Here is a 17,668-nt window from a genome sequence, read left to right as displayed (position 1 = left end):
GCCTCCCGGTGCGCGTATGCGTGTTGCTTTGACGGGTCTTTCGCTCGCCGAGCAGTTCCGCGACGACTCTGGCTCAGACGTTCTGTTCTTTGTCGACAACATCTTCCGCTTCACGCAAGCGGGCTCGGAGGTTTCGGCTCTCTTGGGTCGTATTCCTTCAGCGGTTGGCTACCAGCCGACACTGGCGACGGACATGGGCCAGATGCAAGAGCGCATCTCATCCACCAAAAACGGTTCGATTACATCGGTTCAGGCCGTTTACGTTCCTGCGGATGACTTGACCGACCCTGCACCTGCGACATCCTTTGCTCACCTTGACGCGACAACGGTTCTTGACCGTGCGATCTCTGAAAAAGGCATCTACCCAGCGGTTGACCCACTTGGTTCAACATCACGCCTGCTTGATCCACAGATCATTGGTGAAGAGCACTATAATGTGGCTATGGCTGTTCAGCAGATCCTTCAGCGCTACAAATCCCTGCAAGACATCATCGCGATTCTCGGCATGGACGAACTGAGCGAAGAAGACAAAATGACAGTGGCCCGCGCCCGTAAGATCGAGCGTTTCCTCAGCCAGCCATTCGACGTTGCCAAAGTCTTCACAGGCTCTGACGGTGTTCAGGTTCAGCTCGAAGAGACAATCGCATCGTTTAAAGCTGTTGTGGCTGGTGAATACGATCACCTTCCAGAAGGCGCCTTCTACATGGTTGGTGGCATCTCTGACGTGATCGCAAAAGCCGAGAAAATGGCAGCTGACGCTGCTTAAAGGAGGCATCAATGGCCGAGACAATGCAATTTGATCTGGTAAGCCCCGAGCGCAATCTTGCTTCTATGCAGGTGGCCTCGGTCCAGATCCCCGGTGCAGACGGGCAAATGACGGCAATGCCGAACCACGCGCCTGTGATCACCACGCTGCGTCCAGGTGTTCTGGCCGTGAGTGGCCCCGAAGGCGATGTGTCCTTCGCGGTCACAGGCGGCTTTGCCGAGATCAACCCAGAGGGGCTTTCTGTGCTTGCAGAGAAAGCTATTCCTTTGGCGGACGCCTCGGCGGCTGATCTGGAACCAATCGTTGCGGCTGCGAAAGCAGCCGCGGCCTCAGCGGCTCCTGAAAACCGCGATATGGCTGAGCTTCTGCTTGCAGACCTTGAAGAGCTTATGCAAAACATCGTCTGATATTGTGCAGTGCACGCAAAAAGTGATATGCCTCAGCCTGTAATGGTTGGGGCATTTTTTATGCCTGTGGATTTTCAGTGCCAGATTTGATGTATCAGGAGCAGGCAGGCAGACGATGAAGAAACTGGGCGGCGCAATCGGAATTGCGCAGGGAAATGACGTAATTTTTGAGCATTTTCAAGACGGTGGCGAAATGTGGACGGGTAAGGGCAACCGCGAGATTGTAAAACCTGTGATATTTCGCGAAGCCTTTAGCGCTCCACCTAATGTACATTGTTCCCTAACGCTTTGGGACGTGGACAGCGACACCAACGTGCGCGCCGACATTGAAGCTGAAAACATCACCGATACAGGATTTGACCTCGTGTTTCGCACGTGGGGCGACACAAAGATTGCGCGTATTCGGGCGGGATGGATGGCCATCGGGCCTGTCTCAAACGACGACGACTGGGAGCTCTACTGAGCCAAGCAGGGCAGGCGGGCCGTAGCCCGCCAGCGCGCTAAGTTAGAACATGCCTTCGTAGATCGGCTCAAGCATATCTGTATCAAAAAGAGAACTCACAGAGGTTCCGTTCCAGATGTTGAGGATCGCTTGGGCAAACATTGGCGCTGTGGGCACAACGCGGATGTTTGGGGTCTTCTTGACAGCGTCTGTCGCGGCGATGGTATCGGTGATCACCAGTGATTTCATGACAGAATTGGTGATCCGCTCGCAGGCGGGGCCCGATAGGACACCATGTGTGATATAAGCGTGGACTTCCGAGGCGCCGTTTTCCATGAGGACTTCGGCGGCTTTGCAAAGCGTACCAGCTGTATCAACCATATCGTCGACGATAAAACATTTCTTGCCTGTCACATCACCGATAACTGTCATTTCGGCCACTTCGCCCGCTTTTTCGCGGCGTTTGTCGACGATCGAGAGAGGGGCGTTGATCCGCTTGGCCAGCTCACGTGCGCGTGCGACGCCGCCAACATCGGGTGAGACCACCATGATGTCGTCCAGATTGTCTTTGAACTGATGCTTGATATCGAGCGCGAAAATCGGAGAGGCGTAGAGGTTGTCTACGGGGATATCAAAGAAGCCCTGAATTTGAGCCGCGTGCAGGTCCATTGTCAGGACACGTTCAATACCAGTGCCAACGAGCATGTTTGCGACGAGCTTGGCTGAAATCGGGGTGCGCGCTTTAGAACGACGGTCCTGGCGAGCATAGCCGAAATAGGGGATCACGGCTGTGATGCGTTGTGCTGAAGAGCGGCGCAGAGCGTCGGCCATGATCAACAATTCCATAAGATTGTCGTTGGCGGGATTTGAGGTGCTCTGGATAATGAACATGTCTTCGCCGCGCACGTTGTCATAGACTTCGACGAAAATTTCTCCGTCGTTGAACCGCTCTACGCGTGCTTCGACAAGCCCTTGGCTCACGCCACGATGCAACGACATGCGCCGTGCAATGGCAGAGGACAAAGGCATGTTTGAATTGCCTGTGATGAGTTTTGGTTCTTTGGTGAGTGACATGTGGCGCGGCCTCTGGGCTTTGGGAATTCATGACAGAATCGTGACGTTGACACCGCTTAACATCTAACTCATGTCTGGCAAAGGTTGCACTTGGCCGCAAGGCTGCAAGCGCACAGAAATACGAAAGGCAACACGATGGCAACTATGAACTACTATTTTACCACGCTGAGCCCTTGGGCCTATCTCTCTGGCCTGCGTGCTGAAGAGATTGCTGCGAAGCATGGTCTGACTGTTGTGTATAAACCGCTTGATATTATGGCACTTTTTTCGCGTACGGGGGGCACAGCACCAGCTGATAGACACCCAGCACGGATGGATTATCGCAATCAGGAGCTGCGCCGTCAGGTCAAAAAAGCGGGTCTGCCGATGACTTTACCTAAGCCAGCGTTCTGGCCGACGAACCCAGCCCCTTCAAGCTATGCGATCATTGCAGCGCAAGAAGCAGGTGGTGGTGATCTTGGGAAACTGACCCATTCAATTCTGCGCGCCTGCTGGGCCGAAGAGAAAGACATCGGTGATGAAAGCGTCGTCCAAGACTGCCTTGAAGCGGCAGGGTTTGAGCGCGGTTTGACGACAAGCGGCATGCTCCTTGGTGCAGAAACTTATGCCCGCAACTTGGAAGAGGCTGTTGAAAAGGGCGTCTTTGGCGCGCCATTTTATGTGTTGGATGACGGTGAGAAGTTCTGGGGCCAAGACCGCCTCGCCGATATGGACGCCTACCTCGCAGGGGATCTGTGAGCTTGGAAACACGCGCGGGGTACCCTGTCTTCGCACGCGACTTGGGCCATGGCGCGCGAACAGGGCTGATGTTGCATTGCTCGTTGGCGCATAGCGGCGCATGGCGGGGGCTGGCAAAGGCTTTTGAGGCAGAGTTCACCTTTGCGGCGCCTGACTTTCTGAGCCATGGGCGCAGTGCTTTCTGGGATGGGCAGGGGAGCTATCACGACGCCTGCACCGAGGTGGCGAAGAGCTTTCTTGGCGATGAGCCTGTTGATATAATAGGGCATTCCTTCGGGGCGACGGTTGCCCTGCGGCTGGCTCTCGAGGCTCCTGCGCTTGTCCGCAGTCTTGTGTTGATCGAGCCTGTTTTTTTTGCGGTCGCATTGGAGGATGATCCTGAGTTTGTCAGCGGTGTGGAGGCTTTTAGAACGCTTTTGGCAGAGGAAGGACGCTATACCGCAACCAGAGAATTTCTCGGCGAATGGGGCGGCGGTTTGCCTTGGGATATGATGCCTAAAGACACCCAAGACGATATGGCCTCGCGCATTGAAGTGATCCCTGATGCGGCGCCAGCTTTGTATGGCGATACGGCCGGCATGCTTGTGGAAGGGCGTTTGCAGTCGCTCCAAATGCCTGTTCTTTTGGTTCGGGGTGATACCTCGCCCAATGTGATTAAGACTATCAACGCGGGGCTTGCGCGGCGCATTCCTGGGGCGCAATCAGCGGTGATCGCAGGGGCGGGGCATATGGCGCCGATATCTCATGCGAAAGATTGTGCCGGCGAGATGCGCCGTTTTTGGGCGCTGTCCTAGCCGAGAGATGCAAGCAACGCTTTGCTTGGCACGCCTGTAACGGGAAGCCCGCGGGATTGCTCGTAGGCGCGGATCGCGGCGCGGCCTTTTTCGCCGATGACACCGTCTGGATTACCCGCGGCAAAGCCACGGTCATTGAGGCGTTGTTGTAGCGCTTGCCGTTCGCGGGTGCTCATTCCCCACGGGTTCTTGGGAAAGCCCGAACGGATTTTGCCACGCCCTGCAAGGCGATCAGACAGATGCCCCACGCCGATGGCGTAGCTGTCGGCGTAGTTGTATTTTTTGATCACGTGGAAGTTGTTGTAGACCATGAAGACTGGGCCTTCTGGGCCCGCTGGCAGGATCAGTGCGCCATTGCCGTGATCGGCGAGCTTTGCGCTGCTTGCTGTTGTGACGCCAAGGCGTTGCCAGTCACGTGTCTTGCGCGGAAAGATCCGACCAGTGAGGGCGAGATCAAACCCGTGTGGAAGCGTGACTTCTACAGCCCAAGGCTGCCCCTTGCGCCAGCCCTCGGCTTTGAGCAGCTGGGCGGTGGAGGCCAATGCATCCGTCGGATCATCGCCCCAGATGTTAGCATGACCTGTGCCGTCGAAATCTTGGGCATGGCGTTGGTAGGTCGAAGGCATGAACTGGGTATGGCCCATCGCCCCAGCGAAGCTACCGCGCATTTCGGCGGGCTTGGCATGGCCCGCCTCAACGATCTGAAGCGCTGCGAGTAGCTCGGCCTCGAAGAGTTCTCGCCGGCGACCCTCAAAGGCAAGAGTTGAAAGCGTGGAGAAGACAGGCAAGTTGCCGCGAAAGCCGCCATAGGCGCTCTCCATGCCCCAGATCGCTGTGAGCACTTCTTTCTCGACGCCGTAGGTGCGTTCAATCTTGGAGAGCGTGTTCTTGTATTTTTTGAGCGCCTTCTGCCCGCCTGAGAGACGTGCCCCAGAGGCGGCGGAAGCGAGGTAATCTTGTAAGGGCTTAGCCACTTCGGCTTGACGGGAATCGTTCGCGACGACTTTTGGAAGAAACTCTGCACCTTTTAGGCTTGCCTCCAGAGTGCGTTCGGAAGAACCGAGACGCGTGGCCTTTCGGCGGAATTTTTTGAGCCATGTTTCAAAGCCTGTGCGCGCGACTGCAGGGGAACCAGCGAAGGCAAGAGATGTAATGATAACGGCGCGGCGGGTGAGAGACATTGTTGCGTTCCTTAAAAGGGGGCAGCGGACCTAGTCTTTGGCGGCAATAAGGGCCTTCAGAATGCTTTTGGCACTGTCGGACGCCCAGTCTGCATCGCCTAGAAGGCGGGCGACTTCGGTCCCGTCGCGTGCAATGAGAACTGTGGCGGGGAGGCCGAGGACGCCCATTTCGCGCGCCACCGCAGAATTGGCATCTGTGTGCAGAGGTAAGTTGCTGATACCAATCTCGGCAAAGAAGCGCGCCATGGCCGCGGCGTCATTCTTGCCCGTTGCGATTGTGATGACTTCGAAATCACTGCCGCCTAGTTCGGTCTGAAGCTCCGAGAGCATGGGCATTTCTTTGCGACAAGGGGCGCACCAAGTGGCCCAGAAGTTCAGCAGAACGACTTTGCCTTTATGCGCGGCAAGTGTCGCTGTGTCTCCCGTCGCTGTTGCGTAGGGCGCGGTGGCCACGGCTTGGGGGCCTGGATGCACCACCAGTTTTTTCATGTCGCCTGTTTTAAGCGATTGGACCGTTGTTCGGGTGGCCTGACTAATGCCGCCTGTTACAGCATTTGTGGGTGCAAACGCGAAAAGCGCAGCGATGATTGCGATTGCGGCGAGGGCGGTATAAACCAGCTTGGAGCGAGACATTTTCATCCTTTCGAAGGCGTAATACCAATGAGCAACGATACCTCGAACCAAATGTGGGGCGGCCGTTTTTCGGCTGGCGTAGACGCGATTATGGAGGCGATCAATGCCTCGATCGGGTTTGACCAGCGGATGGCGGCCGAGGACATTGCTGGCTCTCGGGCCCATGCTGCAATGTTGGCGGCCACGGGCATCGTCAGTGATAGCGATGTGGAGGCGATGAGGGAAGGGCTGCTCACGGTCTTGTCAGAGATTGAGGCCGGAACGTTTGAGTTTTCTACTCAGCTTGAGGACATTCACATGAATGTTGAGAGCCGTCTCAAGGCGCTGATTGGTGAGCCTGCGGGGCGTTTGCACACTGGGCGCTCGCGCAACGACCAAGTGGCGACCGACTTCAAGCTTTGGGTGCGTGGGCAGATGGACGCTGCTATCGCAGGCATCCGCGCGCTCCAACTCGCTTTTTTAGGACAGGCTGAGGCGGGCGCCGACTGGGTTATGCCTGGGTTTACGCATTTGCAAACGGCCCAACCCGTGACTTGGGGGCATCATATGATGGCTTATGTCGAGATGCTGGGGCGCGATGCCTCGCGCTTTGAAGACGCGCGCCGCCGTATGAACGAGAGCCCCTTGGGTGCTGCGGCGCTGGCGGGCACGTCCTTTCCGATTGATCGCGAGATGACAGCGCGTGAGCTTGGCTTTGATCGGCCTGCATCGAATTCGCTCGATGCGGTGAGCGATCGTGACTTTGCGCTGGAGTTTTTGAGCTGCGCGAGTATCTGCGCAATGCACCTTAGCCGCTTTGCCGAAGAGCTTGTGATCTGGTCTTCCGCGCAGTTTCGCTTTGTGCAGCTGTCTGACAGCTTCTCGACGGGTTCCAGCATTATGCCACAGAAGAAGAACCCTGACGCTGCGGAGCTTATCCGCGCCAAGATTGGTCGTATTTTCGGGGCCAATGTAGCGCTGATGATGGTGATGAAGGGGCTGCCGCTCGCCTATTCAAAGGACATGCAAGAAGACAAGGAGCAAGTCTTTGATGCAGCCGACAACCTGATGCTGGCTCTGGCCGCTATGGAGGGCATGGTCCGTGATATGTCGGTCAACCGCGAGAGCCTTGCAGGAGCCGCAGGCAGCGGTTTTTCAACGGCGACGGACCTTGCAGACTGGTGTGTACGGGTGCTGAACATGCCGTTTCGCGATGCGCATCATGTCACGGGGAGCCTTGTCGCTATGGCTGAGGCCAAGGGCTGTGACTTGCCAGATCTTTCGCTGGAAGAGATGCAGAGCGTCAATGCAGCGATCACCGAAGATGTCTTCAGCGTGCTGACGGTGGAGGCCTCTGTCGCTTCGCGCACAAGCTATGGCGGCACAGCGCCTTCTGAAGTGCGCAAACAAGTGGCGCGCTGGAAAGACGCGCTCGCATGAGCCGCCTCTGGCTTGTGCTCGCTCTTTGGGGGACGGTGCATCCGATGTATTACTTCCTGTCCTACATGCGGGCAGAAGACGTTGGCCTCACGGGGCTATCACAAGCTTGGTATGTGAATGCGTCGACCACAGGGCTGACTTGGGATCTCATCATCGCTGCGCTGAGCCTCACGATCTGGGTGATCTATGAGGCCCTGCAAAAGCGTGACTGGTTGAGGCTTGCCGCGATTCCTGCCACGTTTTGCATAGGAGTGAGCTGCGGCTTGCCACTCTATCTTTATTTGCGTGGGCGTAAGCAATAAGATCACCTCGAGTTCAGATGGAGGTGTGCTATGGTTCGGTTTTTTAGTTTGGGTTTGAGCCTTATGGTCTTGGTGGGTTGTGGCGCGGACGGTGAACCTTTGCAGCCCTCGGCGGCTCCGAGCGAGTCGACCTCTCCAAGTGGTGTAAACGTGTCAGGCTATGCGACTGTTGGGGTTATCTACGAATAATTGGCATTCCTTGGCGGAATTCCGCTAGGGTCAGGAGAACCGATATGATCCGTTTCCTTATTGTTGGCATCAGTCTTTTGACGCTGCCAAGCTGTGGCGCAGACGGGACGCCGATGCGTCCCACGGCAAGCGGAACTGTGACAGTGACCCCGAGTGGGGTCCGCACGGGTGGCTCTGTGGGTGTGAGCAAAGGGCCCGTCAGTATCGGCATTAGCCTCTGAACAGGCTTGGCGCGCGGCCGCGTTTGCGCTAGAGCAGGCGCAATATAGCTTAGGGGCGCACAATGGACCATTTTCTTTACCATAACGGCGAACTTCATGCCGAGGATGTGCCGCTGAGCGCGATTGCAGCAGACGTTGGGACGCCGTTTTACTGCTATTCGACGGCAACATTGGAGCGGCACTTTCGTCTCTTTGATGAGGCGTTGGACGGCATGGAGCACCTTGTGTGCTATGCCATGAAAGCCGCGTCAAATCTGGCTGTCCTCAAGGTTCTGGCGGATTTGGGTGCTGGTATGGATGTTGTATCGGGCGGGGAATACGCACGCGCGAAGGCTGCGGGTGTTCCTGGTGACAAGATCGTGTTTTCAGGTGTTGGAAAAACGCGTGACGAAATGCGTATGGCGCTCACGGGGGGTATACGACAGTTCAATGTCGAGAGTGAGCCAGAGATGGAGCGGCTCAACGCGGTTGCGCTGGAGTTGGGTGTGAAGGCGCCGATCACGATCCGCGTCAATCCTGACGTGGATGCCAAGACACATGCCAAGATTGCCACGGGAAAGTCTGAAAACAAATTCGGCATTCCAATTGCAAAGGCGCGAGCGGTTTATGCTCATGCCGCCAGCCTTAAGGGACTTGAGATTGTTGGTATTGATGTGCACATCGGCTCGCAACTGACCGAGCTTGAGCCGTTTCGACTGGCTTATGAAAAGGTCAAGGAACTGACGCTTCTACTGCGCGAAGATGGCCACGAAATCCGCCGTCTGGATCTGGGCGGGGGCCTTGGTATTCCTTACGAGCGCTCAAATACTGCGCCGCCCTTGCCCACCGATTACGGCGCGATGGTGCGCGAGGTTCTAGGCGATCTGGGTTGCGAAATCGAGATCGAACCTGGGCGGCTGATTGCGGGTAACGCGGGTGTTTTGGTCAGCGATGTTGTCTATGTTAAGCAGGGTGAGGGGCGACAGTTTCTTATTCTGGACGCTGCGATGAATGACCTTATCCGCCCTGCGATGTATGATGCCTATCATGACATTGTCCCTGTGGTGGAGCCTGCGGTGGGGGTGGAGCCAGAGGTCTATGACATTGTTGGTCCCGTTTGTGAAAGTGGTGATACCTTTGCCAAGGGCCGCAGTATGACTGCGATGCGCGAAGGGGATCTTGTCGCCTTTCGCAGTGCGGGTGCTTATGGCGCGGTGATGGCCAGTGAGTATAATTCACGCCCTCTCATCCCTGAAGTTCTGGTGAAGGGTGATCAATTTGCTGTCATTCGTGCGCGTCCGAGCTTGGAAGACATGCTTTCGCGCGATAGCATACCTGCGTGGCTGCAACGCTGAAGTGTGAGACAGCCGCAAACCTGACGGAGGCGCGGCTTGCCAGAGCAAACTCAAAAGCCTGAGCGGAGTGATCTGAAAGATCAGGTCTTGCTCACCTACCTTGGCCTTTGGGCTGAGCGGCTTTGTGTTGGGTTCTGGCCTCTTTGGTCCGCTCTTATAGCTTTTTTGGCCTTTATATTCTTAGGGTTGCATGAGGTTTTACCGCTTGAGCTTGTCTGGGGCTTTTTCGTCTTTTCGGCTTTTGGTGCATGTTTTGGAGCGTGGTATGCGTGGCGTAGGTTTGCCCGCCCCAGTCGCGAAGAGGCACTAGAGCGCATCGACGCAAGTCTTGTAGGGCGGCCCATTCGTGCGGTGCGCGACAGGCAGGCGATTGGCGCAGGAGACGCAGCGTCTGAGGCGCTTTGGCGCGAGTATCAACGTCGTATGATGGAAAAAATTCGCGTGGCGCGCGCGATTCCGCCGACCATCCGCCTTGCAGCAGCAGATCCCTTTGGCCTGCGTTATGTCGCGCTTTTGGCGCTTTCGATTGGGCTGGTGTTTGGGTCTGTCTGGCGGCTGGGAACAGTTGGTGAGATTGCTGGCCCAAGTGCAGGTGCTGCCAATGCCGCGATGGGGCCAAGTTGGGAAGGCTGGATAGAACCGCCTCTCTACACAGGGTTGCCGTCAATCTACCTCAATGATGCAGCAGGCGACGTGCTTGAGGTGCCCAAAGGCAGCGAAGTGACCTTGCGCCTTTACGGAGCGGCGGGGGCGATCACGGTAAACGAAACCGTTTCAGCACAGCTTGGCGCAGTCACTTCAGTTGCAGCGCCAGAGCAAAGCTTCGAGATTTTGCAGGATGGGAGCCTCGAGATTTCGGGCACTGGCGATCGCTGGTGGGATATTGTTGCACGCCCAGATGCTGCGCCGTTTGTGGAGTTCACTGGGCCTGCAGAGACGGCTGCGGGGGGTGTCTTTTCAATGCCGTTTGAGGCAATGGACGACTACGGTATTGAGCGTGGTGAAGCTGTGATTTCGCTTGATATGGCGCTGGTTGACCGCCGCTATGGGCTTGCGCTCGAGCCTGAGAGCAATGAAGCGCTGCGAGTTGTGCTGCCTTTGCCAGTGACTGGGGCACGCGATGACTTTGAAGAGACGGTGATGGAGGATTTCTCGCGGCATCTCTGGGCCAACCTGCCTGTGACAATCACATTGACGGCTTTGGACGAGGCTGGCCAGATGGGTATGAGTGATCCTGTCGAGATCAATCTTGTGGCACGCAAATTCTTCAATCCTTTGGCGGCTGCCGTGGTTGAGCTGCGCCGTGATCTGCTCTGGAACCGTGAAAATGCGCCGCGCATTGCCCAGCTTTTGCGAGCGATTTCCCATGAGCCGGATACTCTTTTCAAACGTGAGACCGATTATCTGCGTTTGCGCACGATTTTGCGGCGGATGGAGACCAAAGTCGCATATGGCGGATTGGATGATGAGACGGTTGCGGAGCTGTCTGAGGCACTTTGGGATTTGGCGCTCAATCTGGAAGACGGCAATCTCTCGGATGCACTTGAGCGGATGCGTGAAGCACAAGATAAGCTTGCTGAAGCGCTGCGCAACGGGGCCTCTGAGGAAGAAATCGCAGAGCTGATGCAGGAGCTGCGCGAAGCGACAAACGAATACATGCAGCAACTCGCCCAACAACAGCAGCAGCAAGAGCAGCAAGATGGTGAACAGGGAGAGCAGGGCGAAAGCATGCAGCTCTCCCAGCAAGACCTGCAAGATATGATGGATCGTATTCAGGAGCTCATGGAGCAAGGCCGCATGGCTGAGGCCGAGCAGGCGTTGCGCGAGTTTCAAGAGATGATGGAAAACATGCGGGTGACCCAGAGCCAGTCTGGGCAAGGCGAAGGGCAAGAGGCGATGGAAGGACTGGCAGAGACACTGCGCGAGCAGCAGGGCCTCTCGGATCAGGCCTTCCGTGACCTTCAAGAGCAGTTCAATCCCAATGCCCGAGCAGGTGAGAGTGGCCAGAATGAAGGCCGCAACGGTGGCCAGGGCCGTGGTGAGCAACACGAGGGTCAAGGCGAAGGCGAAGGCCGCGCAGAACAGGGTCAAAATGGCTCGGGCGAGCAAGAGGGCGAGGGCCAAGGTGGCGCCCAAGAAGGCCAGGCACAGGAGCAATCTCTGGCCGAGCGCCAGCAAGCGCTGAGAGATGAGCTGTCCCGCCAAGCCCGAGGTCTGCCGCAAATGGGCGGCGAGGCGGGCGAAGCCGCACGAGACGCACTTGAAGGGGCTGGGCGCGCTATGGAGCAGGCAGAAGACGCGTTGCGCCAGAATGATCTGGCCGAGGCTATCGACCGTCAGGCCGAAGCGATGGAGCGCTTGCGTGAAGGGATGGACAATCTTGGCGAGGCAATGGCGCAAGCCAATGAAGGCCAAGAGGGACAAGACGGGCAAAATGCCGAAACCGCTGGCCGCCAAAGCAGTGACCCCTTGGGGCGCAACCGCCGTGGCTTTTCAGGCGCCGAGGAAAGCATGGTCGGAGATGAAGACGTTTACCGCCGTGCCCGCGAGCTTCTTGACGAAATCCGCCGCCGTAGCGGCGAGGCGGGCCGCTCGGAGACAGAACGCAGCTATCTTGAGCGGCTGCTCGATCGCTTTTAAGTAAAAGGCTTACTCGCTCGGAGCTGTCCCTTCAGGCGCGGCGCTTTCGGAGGCCATGCCATCAAGCATTTCCATGAGGTGACGCATCTGACCATCCAGCCAGAGGCGTGCAGCATTGACGGCGTCTACATAGGCGTCAAGGGCCGGCGCAACTGGAGGCAAGGCCTCGGCCAGTTGAGGGGCAAAAACATAGAGCGCAATCAGGACGACAGCGAGCAGGATCACAACAAGAAATCCAAGCCCAAAGCCGCTTTTTTGCTGGGTGGCTTCGCGAGAAGCCGCTACTTCTGTCGCGGTTTTGCGACGCTCACTGTCTTTGCGCAGGGTTGAATTGATTTCGTCGATATCAGGCAGAACGCCCCGCCGCGAGCCGTTTGCAGCCCTGGCGGCTGCGGCTTTGGCTTCGCTTGGATCTTCACCGCGCATTCGCGCCATCCGGTCGCCGGCTTCGCGCTGGCGGCGAGAGATTTCATCATCTGGTTCCCCGATGCCCAGCTCTGGCTGTTCTTCGAGCGTACCTGCCTCGCGAGCGCGCGCTGCGGCCTCTCGGGCAGCTTCTTCGCGCAGAACATCACTGACCGAGGGATCAAGCTCGCGCCGAGGCGCTGGCTGTACTGGCGGTGTGCTACGCTCGGGTTCTGTCGCACTAGGGGGCTCTGGTGTGGGCTCTGGCTCGGGCTCTGGCGGGTTTGATACCTCAGGCGCCACGCGGGCTTCGCCCAGCTCTTCGGCCAATCCATCGTCATTTGTAGGGTGGTTCTGGAACCATGTTTCGCCACAGTTTGAGCATTGCACATCCCGCCCGTCCTGCGGGATCACTTCATCGGGCACTTCATATTGTGCGCCGCAATTTGGGCATACAAGCCTCATTCCGCCCCCTTACTATCCCCAAACGAAAGACTAACATATTCACCCACCATAGGGGTTAAGCTTTTGCACGAAAAGGCCAAACACGCAAACGCGCAACGCGATTGCAACTTTCTCTGCTCTGGGGCATGGTCTGGCGCGTGCGCGCACAAGGGAAGGGCGAACCTGTGATAGAGTTAACAGATGTGGCCTATAGCTACGGCGACGGCGAGCTTTTGGGCGATATGACCATGAGTTTACCGACGGGGTCTTTCTACTTCCTGACGGGTCCGTCTGGCGCAGGAAAAACCACGCTTCTTAAGCTTTGTTATGGTGAGCTCTTGCCCACTGCAGGGCATTTGCGCCTGTTTGATCAAGACGTTCGCAGCCTTGACCGTGACGGGATCGCGGAGATGCGCCGCCGTATTGGTGTCGTACATCAGGATTGCCAGTTTCTTGATCACCTTTCGATTGCTGACAACATTGCTCTGCCGCTCACCGTTGCAGGGCACAGTCTGGCGGGCGAGCAGCAGAACCTTGCAGAGCTAATGAATTGGGTGGGTCTGCGCGACCGCGCTGATGCGCTTCCTCTTGAGCTGTCGGGCGGTGAGCGGCAGAGAGCGGCGTTGGCGCGAGCGGTGATTATGTCGCCCGATGTGATCTTGGCTGACGAGCCTACGGGGAATATTGACTGGGAAATGTCACAACGCCTGTTGCAGCTTCTTGTCGAGCTGAACCGAATGGGAAAAACCGTTGTTATTGCAACCCACGACATGAGCCTCATACGTGCTGCAAAAACCCAGGTTCAGTCGCGGGTGTTGCGGATTGCGGGACGGCGGATTCAGCAGGCGGGGGCAGATCTCTGATGCGAAACGTAATCAATATCAATAAAATAACCGACTTTATTATTGGTGATGCACAGGCCGAGCGGGCCGTGCCGCCGACAGGGTTTACCGCACGGATAACGCTGTTTGCGGCGGCCGTCATGGCCTTTCTTGCCGTGTTCGCACTGGCGCTTTCTGTTTCTGCGGGGCGCCTTTCAGAGCGCTGGGCAAGTGAGCTGGCGCAATCAGCCACGGTGCGCATTTCTGCTCCGCAAGGCCAGATGCAGGCTTCGACTGAAGCCGCGCTTGAGGTTCTTCAAACCACGCCCGGTGTGGCCAGTGCACGGCTGTTGAGCGATGCGGAGCAGCGTAAGCTCTTGGAGCCATGGTTTGGGCCTGACATGCCGCTTGAGGCTTTGCCTATTCCACAGCTGATTGAAATTATTGAGAGCTCAGAGGGCCTTGACGCCGAGGCGCTCCGGCTACGCCTTCTGGGTGAAGTGCCTGGCGCTGTACTGGATGATCATGCACGCTGGCGCGCGCCTTTGGCGGCGGCGGCTGGGCGTCTGTCGTTTCTGGGGTGGTTCTCTATCATACTGATCTTTGCGGTCATGGGCGCGATGATCACGCTGGCGGCCAATGCGGCGCTGGCAGCAAACGCAAAGGTGATCACAGTGATGCGGCTTGTTGGCGCGAAAGACGGTTATATCGCAAGTGCCTTTGTGCGGCGCTTCACCTTGCGCTCTTTGACTGGTGCTGCACTGGGCATGGTGCTTGGCGTGGTTGCACTGCTGATTTTGCCGACGGGCGGCGGAGACGAGAGTATTTTGAGCGGCCTTGGTTTTAGAGGGGCAAGCTGGCTCTGGCCACTGGTGATACCGTTTCTGGCGGGGCTTGTGGCCTTTGGTGCAACTCAAGCGGCCGCACGCCGCACATTGAAGGAGCTGCGCTGATGTTGGCTTTACGCTGGGTTATTTCGCTGGTCTTTGTGGTTCAGAACGCTGTGATGATGCTGCTGGTCGGGATTGTCTTTCTGCCTTGGGCGCTGGTGAACTCAAAAGGTGCGCGGGCGGCGTGCAAATTCTATTGTATTTGGGTGCTCTGGACCGCGCGCTGGATGCTCAACCTACGTCACGAAATTCGCGGCACACCGCCGTCGGGTGAGATGTTGATTGCCGCCAAGCACCAGTCCTTCCTTGATATCATTATGATTTTCAATGCGAGCCCTGCTGCAAAATTCATCATGAAGCGCGAACTCCTCTGGACGCCAGTGATTGGCCTCTATGCCTATCGGATCGGGTGTGTGCCTGTGAACCGTGGCAAGCGTGGTAAGGCGATCAAGAAGATGCTCAATGATGTGAAGTCAGGGCTGACAGCGGCGGGCCAGCTGGTGATTTACAGTCAGGGCACGCGCGTCAAACCAGGCGAAAAGAAGCCCTATAAGGTTGGTACATTTGCGCTCTATGACCAGATGGAGCAGGTCTGTATGCCTGTCGCGACCAATGCGGGATTGTTCTGGCCTAAGGGCACGATCATGCGCAAACCAGGTCTGGCTGTTGTCACGTTTCTGGAACCGATCCCCGCGGGATTGGAGCAGGCCGAGTTTATGGAACGCCTTGAAGCAGAGGTTGAGGCCTGTTCGGATGCCTTGATGGCGGAAGGGGGTTTAGTGGCTGATTTTGTCAAAATATCAGCGAATTAGAGGCGCTTTACGGCGCGCCAGGAGTGGCTTCAATCCGCAAGGTGGCGCAGCAGATGACGCCGCTTTATCGCAAGTGGATACTCGCGTCGCGGTTTTGCATTGTCTCCACTGTCGGCCTTGAAGGGACAGACGGAAGCCCACGCGGGGACGATGGCCCTGTGGTTCAGGAGCTGGATGAGCACACGCTTTTGATGCCTGATTGGCGAGGCAACAACCGGATGGATACGCTGCGCAATATCGTGGCGGATGGGCGTATATCGCTCCTCTTTATGGTGGCCGGGTCCAATACTGTTGTGCGGGTGAATGGCGCGGCGAAGGTGAGCATAGAGCCAGAGCTTTGCGCGCGCTTTGAGGACAGGGGCGGCCTGCCACGTTCTGTGATCGTGATCAAAATAGGCGAGATTTATATGCAATGTGCGCGTGCGCCGATGCGTGCAGGTCTATGGAGCGCGGGTGATCAGAGTGCAGGTTTGCCAACCGCTGGCGAGATCCTTGCAGAGCAGACCGACGGCGAAGAAGGCGGCGCGACCTATGACGCTGATTGGGCCGCGCGCGCCGAAAAAACGATGTGGTGAGAGCGGGTTAGCCGAGGTGCTCTGTTACCATTTCATCAATCAGCTCTGAGACGAACGCTTCCGCGCGTGCGCTTGGCTGGCGCGCAGCGACGACCTCGGCCATCGGGTCAGGGGCTGTGATTTGGCTGCCAGACATCTCCTCCATGACAGCGTGGCCGCAGAAGGGGACATAGGCCTCCGAATAGCCACCTTCATGGGCCATCATGAGCTTTCCAGCGCAAAGCTCTTGGGCAGCTTTGACAACCCGGCGGGTCATCTGCCGGAAGGTTTCTGCTGTGCAAAGTTGATGACCCAAAGGGTCAAATGTGCCCGCATCGTAACCGCAGGCGATGATGATCACATCAGGCTTGAAGCGCGCGAGCGCAGGCAGGACGAGCTTGTCCATTGTCTCAAGATAGCTCGCATGGCCCGCGCCAGGCGGCAGGGGAATATTCATATTGTAACCAAGGCCAGCGCCACGGCCTTTGTCGGCTAAGTGGCCTGAATTAATGGGATAATTATTTTCTTCATGGACGGAAATGGTCAGGACATCGTCTCGATCATAGAAGATATGCTCGGTCCCGTTTCCGTGATGAACATCCCAGTCGATGACGGCGAAGCGCGTCGCAAGACCTTGAGCTTTGGCGGCTTCAATGGCGATGGCGAGGTTGGCCAGAAGGCAGAAGCCATTGGGCCAGTCAGGCAGGCAGTGGTGCCCTGGCGGGCGGGACAGGGCATAGGCATTTTTGAGCTTGCCCGAAAGCACATCACAAAGTGCGCTACGCGACAGGCCCGCAGATAGGGCAGCAATCTCATAACCGCCCTTGAGGAAGGGGGTGCGTAAGCCAAGCTCGCCACCGTTTGCTGCGGAAAGCTCTTGGAATTTATGAAGAAAACCGAGCGGATGAACGCGTGCCAACTCTTCTTCGGTGCAGGGGGGAGCGGTCTGCATCGCGAGTTCTGCAGAGAGGCCCGTTACGTCCATCAAGTTTTTGAAGCGGCGTTTTGTTTCGGGCGCTTCGGGGAGGCCGCCAGCAACAAGGGGTTGTACAAGCCCGCCAACAGGCAGGGTCAGCGCGTAATTCCCACCGCCATGCCAGAATGTTTTTTCGTCCCAATAAAAGCCTGTTTTGCGGTCTGTGTCCATCTGCCTGCCTCCTGCCAATTTCTCAGCTCATTAGGACGAGGACGGAACAAATTGGCAAGCGGCTAAAACTGTCGTGACGGGAGGTTAGGCTTTGAGGCTTAACAAACCTTAAACCAGCCGTCAGAGGTCTTTTTCGCGCACCAGAGAATAGACGCCTTCGGGCAGATCAAGGGCTGCGGCGAGGTCTTGAACCTGCGCCATGGAGAGGGTGATCTTTTCGGTTTTGTCTGTGCGCGGGTTGTATTGTTCCAGCGTGACACATTCACCAAATGCATTGATCACAATATCTTCGCCCAAGGGTGTAGATCCCTCATCGACAAGGGTTATGATCGTGCTGTCAAACTCGTGTTCTATTGAAAACATAAGCCCAGAATAGGCGGATGCGCGCCACTTGCAAGGGCTTCGCTTCGGCGGGGGTCACAGCGGCGTGAAGGGGCTGGCGTGAGAGGGGTCGG

Annotated in this window: 21 protein-coding genes; 15 read left to right on the top strand and 6 right to left on the bottom strand. The window is 57.1% G+C overall.

Annotated elements, in window-relative coordinates:
- The 3 genes from atpD to P8O11_RS07000 form a co-directional block, all read left to right on the top strand.
- On the top strand, positions 1 to 766 hold a 766-nt coding region (atpD, locus tag P8O11_RS07010; protein WP_300293104.1), incomplete at its 5' end, for a F0F1 ATP synthase subunit beta.
- 11 nt (positions 767 to 777) lie between these two features.
- Complete coding sequence (locus P8O11_RS07005) at positions 778 to 1,173, top strand: F0F1 ATP synthase subunit epsilon (RefSeq protein WP_300293102.1); 396 nt, start codon at positions 778 to 780, stop codon at positions 1,171 to 1,173.
- Positions 1,174 to 1,288: 115 nt separating this feature from the next.
- Positions 1,289 to 1,636, top strand: a complete 348-nt coding sequence (locus P8O11_RS07000) for an H-type lectin domain-containing protein (protein ID WP_089887706.1) — start codon at positions 1,289 to 1,291, stop codon at positions 1,634 to 1,636.
- Between the two features lie 42 nt (positions 1,637 to 1,678).
- On the opposite strand, the gene P8O11_RS06995 is transcribed toward P8O11_RS07000, so the two are convergent.
- Positions 1,679 to 2,689: a ribose-phosphate pyrophosphokinase gene (locus P8O11_RS06995; protein ID WP_300293099.1), complete on the bottom strand. Its 1,011-nt coding sequence runs from the start codon at positions 2,687 to 2,689 to the stop codon at positions 1,679 to 1,681.
- Positions 2,690 to 2,824: 135 nt separating this feature from the next.
- On the opposite strand from P8O11_RS06995, the gene P8O11_RS06990 reads away from it, so the two are divergent.
- Both P8O11_RS06990 and P8O11_RS06985 read left to right on the top strand, forming a co-directional pair.
- Positions 2,825 to 3,427, top strand: coding sequence for a 2-hydroxychromene-2-carboxylate isomerase (locus tag P8O11_RS06990; RefSeq protein ID WP_300293097.1), 603 nt, complete (start codon positions 2,825 to 2,827; stop codon positions 3,425 to 3,427).
- Positions 3,424 to 4,221 carry an alpha/beta hydrolase gene (locus P8O11_RS06985; RefSeq protein ID WP_300293095.1) on the top strand — a complete coding sequence of 266 codons (798 nt, stop codon included), beginning with the start codon at positions 3,424 to 3,426 and terminating at the stop codon, positions 4,219 to 4,221. The genes P8O11_RS06990 and P8O11_RS06985 overlap by 4 nt, the downstream gene beginning before the upstream one ends.
- Here the strand turns inward: P8O11_RS06985 and P8O11_RS06980 are convergent.
- Together P8O11_RS06980 and P8O11_RS06975 are read right to left on the bottom strand one after the other, a co-directional pair.
- Positions 4,218 to 5,402 carry a lytic murein transglycosylase gene (locus P8O11_RS06980; RefSeq protein ID WP_300293093.1) on the bottom strand — a complete coding sequence of 395 codons (1,185 nt, stop codon included), beginning with the start codon at positions 5,400 to 5,402 and terminating at the stop codon, positions 4,218 to 4,220. The two genes, P8O11_RS06985 and P8O11_RS06980, sit on opposite strands and share 4 nt — an antisense overlap.
- A gap of 30 nt (positions 5,403 to 5,432) precedes the next feature.
- The gene (locus P8O11_RS06975; RefSeq protein ID WP_300293091.1) at positions 5,433 to 6,041 is read right to left on the bottom strand and encodes a TlpA disulfide reductase family protein; all 609 of its coding nucleotides are present in this window, start codon (positions 6,039 to 6,041) and stop codon (positions 5,433 to 5,435) included.
- 21 nt (positions 6,042 to 6,062) lie between these two features.
- On the opposite strand from P8O11_RS06975, the gene argH reads away from it, so the two are divergent.
- The 6 genes from argH to P8O11_RS06945 all read left to right on the top strand — a co-directional run bounded on the left by argH (position 6,063) and on the right by P8O11_RS06945 (position 12,140).
- The gene (gene argH / locus P8O11_RS06970; protein WP_300293089.1) at positions 6,063 to 7,454 is read left to right on the top strand and encodes an argininosuccinate lyase; all 1,392 of its coding nucleotides are present in this window, start codon (positions 6,063 to 6,065) and stop codon (positions 7,452 to 7,454) included.
- Positions 7,451 to 7,756 (top strand): DUF2834 domain-containing protein, encoded by a 306-nt coding sequence (locus tag P8O11_RS06965; protein ID WP_300293087.1) that lies wholly within the window; start codon positions 7,451 to 7,453, stop codon positions 7,754 to 7,756. Before argH ends, P8O11_RS06965 begins: the two co-directional genes overlap by 4 nt.
- A gap of 30 nt (positions 7,757 to 7,786) precedes the next feature.
- Positions 7,787 to 7,945, top strand: coding sequence for an argininosuccinate lyase (locus P8O11_RS06960; protein ID WP_300293085.1), 159 nt, complete (start codon positions 7,787 to 7,789; stop codon positions 7,943 to 7,945).
- 44 nt (positions 7,946 to 7,989) lie between these two features.
- Positions 7,990 to 8,166, top strand: coding sequence for a hypothetical protein (locus P8O11_RS06955; protein WP_300293083.1), 177 nt, complete (start codon positions 7,990 to 7,992; stop codon positions 8,164 to 8,166).
- A 62-nt stretch (positions 8,167 to 8,228) separates the two neighbouring features.
- Positions 8,229 to 9,500, top strand: coding sequence for a diaminopimelate decarboxylase (gene lysA / locus P8O11_RS06950; protein WP_300293081.1), 1,272 nt, complete (start codon positions 8,229 to 8,231; stop codon positions 9,498 to 9,500).
- Positions 9,501 to 9,536: 36 nt separating this feature from the next.
- The gene (locus P8O11_RS06945) at positions 9,537 to 12,140 is read left to right on the top strand and encodes a TIGR02302 family protein (RefSeq protein WP_300293079.1); all 2,604 of its coding nucleotides are present in this window, start codon (positions 9,537 to 9,539) and stop codon (positions 12,138 to 12,140) included.
- A gap of 9 nt (positions 12,141 to 12,149) precedes the next feature.
- On the opposite strand, the gene P8O11_RS06940 is transcribed toward P8O11_RS06945, so the two are convergent.
- On the bottom strand, positions 12,150 to 13,010 hold the full coding sequence (locus tag P8O11_RS06940) for a zinc-ribbon domain-containing protein (RefSeq protein WP_300293077.1): 861 nt from the start codon (positions 13,008 to 13,010) through the stop codon (positions 12,150 to 12,152).
- 164 nt (positions 13,011 to 13,174) lie between these two features.
- Between P8O11_RS06940 and P8O11_RS06935 the strand changes: the two genes are divergently transcribed.
- The 4 genes from P8O11_RS06935 to P8O11_RS06920 are packed head-to-tail and all read left to right on the top strand — an operon-like array spanning position 13,175 to position 16,087.
- Entirely contained in the window at positions 13,175 to 13,852 is a 678-nt protein-coding gene (locus tag P8O11_RS06935; protein ID WP_300293109.1) for a cell division ATP-binding protein FtsE, read from the top strand.
- Positions 13,852 to 14,763 carry a cell division protein FtsX gene (locus P8O11_RS06930; RefSeq protein WP_300293075.1) on the top strand — a complete coding sequence of 304 codons (912 nt, stop codon included), beginning with the start codon at positions 13,852 to 13,854 and terminating at the stop codon, positions 14,761 to 14,763. Before P8O11_RS06935 ends, P8O11_RS06930 begins: the two co-directional genes overlap by 1 nt.
- Positions 14,760 to 15,512 carry a 1-acyl-sn-glycerol-3-phosphate acyltransferase gene (locus P8O11_RS06925; RefSeq protein ID WP_300293106.1) on the top strand — a complete coding sequence of 251 codons (753 nt, stop codon included), beginning with the start codon at positions 14,760 to 14,762 and terminating at the stop codon, positions 15,510 to 15,512. The genes P8O11_RS06930 and P8O11_RS06925 overlap by 4 nt, the downstream gene beginning before the upstream one ends.
- A 23-nt stretch (positions 15,513 to 15,535) precedes the next feature.
- Positions 15,536 to 16,087, top strand: coding sequence for a pyridoxamine 5'-phosphate oxidase family protein (locus tag P8O11_RS06920; protein ID WP_300293073.1), 552 nt, complete (start codon positions 15,536 to 15,538; stop codon positions 16,085 to 16,087).
- Between the two features lie 7 nt (positions 16,088 to 16,094).
- On the opposite strand, the gene P8O11_RS06915 is transcribed toward P8O11_RS06920, so the two are convergent.
- The gene (locus P8O11_RS06915; RefSeq protein ID WP_300293071.1) at positions 16,095 to 17,213 is read right to left on the bottom strand and encodes a class II histone deacetylase; all 1,119 of its coding nucleotides are present in this window, start codon (positions 17,211 to 17,213) and stop codon (positions 16,095 to 16,097) included.
- Positions 17,214 to 17,333: 120 nt separating this feature from the next.
- The gene (locus P8O11_RS06910) at positions 17,334 to 17,576 is read right to left on the bottom strand and encodes a hypothetical protein (RefSeq protein WP_300293069.1); all 243 of its coding nucleotides are present in this window, start codon (positions 17,574 to 17,576) and stop codon (positions 17,334 to 17,336) included.
- Positions 17,577 to 17,668: the final 92 nt, after the last annotated feature.

Source organism: Lentibacter sp., assembly GCF_029254145.1.
GTDB lineage: Bacteria > Pseudomonadota > Alphaproteobacteria > Rhodobacterales > Rhodobacteraceae > Lentibacter.
The sequence above is the reverse complement of the archived record's forward strand: the minus strand, read 5'-3'. Positions and strand labels throughout refer to the sequence as shown.

Coding starts and splice junctions, on each gene's coding strand:
- P8O11_RS07005 (WP_300293102.1), top strand. CDS start 778: ATGGCCGAGACAATGCAATTTGATCTGGTAAGCCCCGAGCGCAATCTT.
- P8O11_RS07000 (WP_089887706.1), top strand. CDS start 1,289: ATGAAGAAACTGGGCGGCGCAATCGGAATTGCGCAGGGAAATGACGTA.
- P8O11_RS06995 (WP_300293099.1), bottom strand. CDS start 2,689: ATGTCACTCACCAAAGAACCAAAACTCATCACAGGCAATTCAAACATG.
- P8O11_RS06990 (WP_300293097.1), top strand. CDS start 2,825: ATGGCAACTATGAACTACTATTTTACCACGCTGAGCCCTTGGGCCTAT.
- P8O11_RS06980 (WP_300293093.1), bottom strand. CDS start 5,402: ATGTCTCTCACCCGCCGCGCCGTTATCATTACATCTCTTGCCTTCGCT.
- P8O11_RS06975 (WP_300293091.1), bottom strand. CDS start 6,041: ATGAAAATGTCTCGCTCCAAGCTGGTTTATACCGCCCTCGCCGCAATC.
- argH (WP_300293089.1), top strand. CDS start 6,063: ATGAGCAACGATACCTCGAACCAAATGTGGGGCGGCCGTTTTTCGGCT.
- P8O11_RS06965 (WP_300293087.1), top strand. CDS start 7,451: ATGAGCCGCCTCTGGCTTGTGCTCGCTCTTTGGGGGACGGTGCATCCG.
- P8O11_RS06960 (WP_300293085.1), top strand. CDS start 7,787: ATGGTTCGGTTTTTTAGTTTGGGTTTGAGCCTTATGGTCTTGGTGGGT.
- P8O11_RS06955 (WP_300293083.1), top strand. CDS start 7,990: ATGATCCGTTTCCTTATTGTTGGCATCAGTCTTTTGACGCTGCCAAGC.
- lysA (WP_300293081.1), top strand. CDS start 8,229: ATGGACCATTTTCTTTACCATAACGGCGAACTTCATGCCGAGGATGTG.
- P8O11_RS06940 (WP_300293077.1), bottom strand. CDS start 13,010: ATGAGGCTTGTATGCCCAAATTGCGGCGCACAATATGAAGTGCCCGAT.
- P8O11_RS06930 (WP_300293075.1), top strand. CDS start 13,852: ATGCGAAACGTAATCAATATCAATAAAATAACCGACTTTATTATTGGT.
- P8O11_RS06915 (WP_300293071.1), bottom strand. CDS start 17,213: ATGGACACAGACCGCAAAACAGGCTTTTATTGGGACGAAAAAACATTC.
- P8O11_RS06910 (WP_300293069.1), bottom strand. CDS start 17,576: ATGTTTTCAATAGAACACGAGTTTGACAGCACGATCATAACCCTTGTC.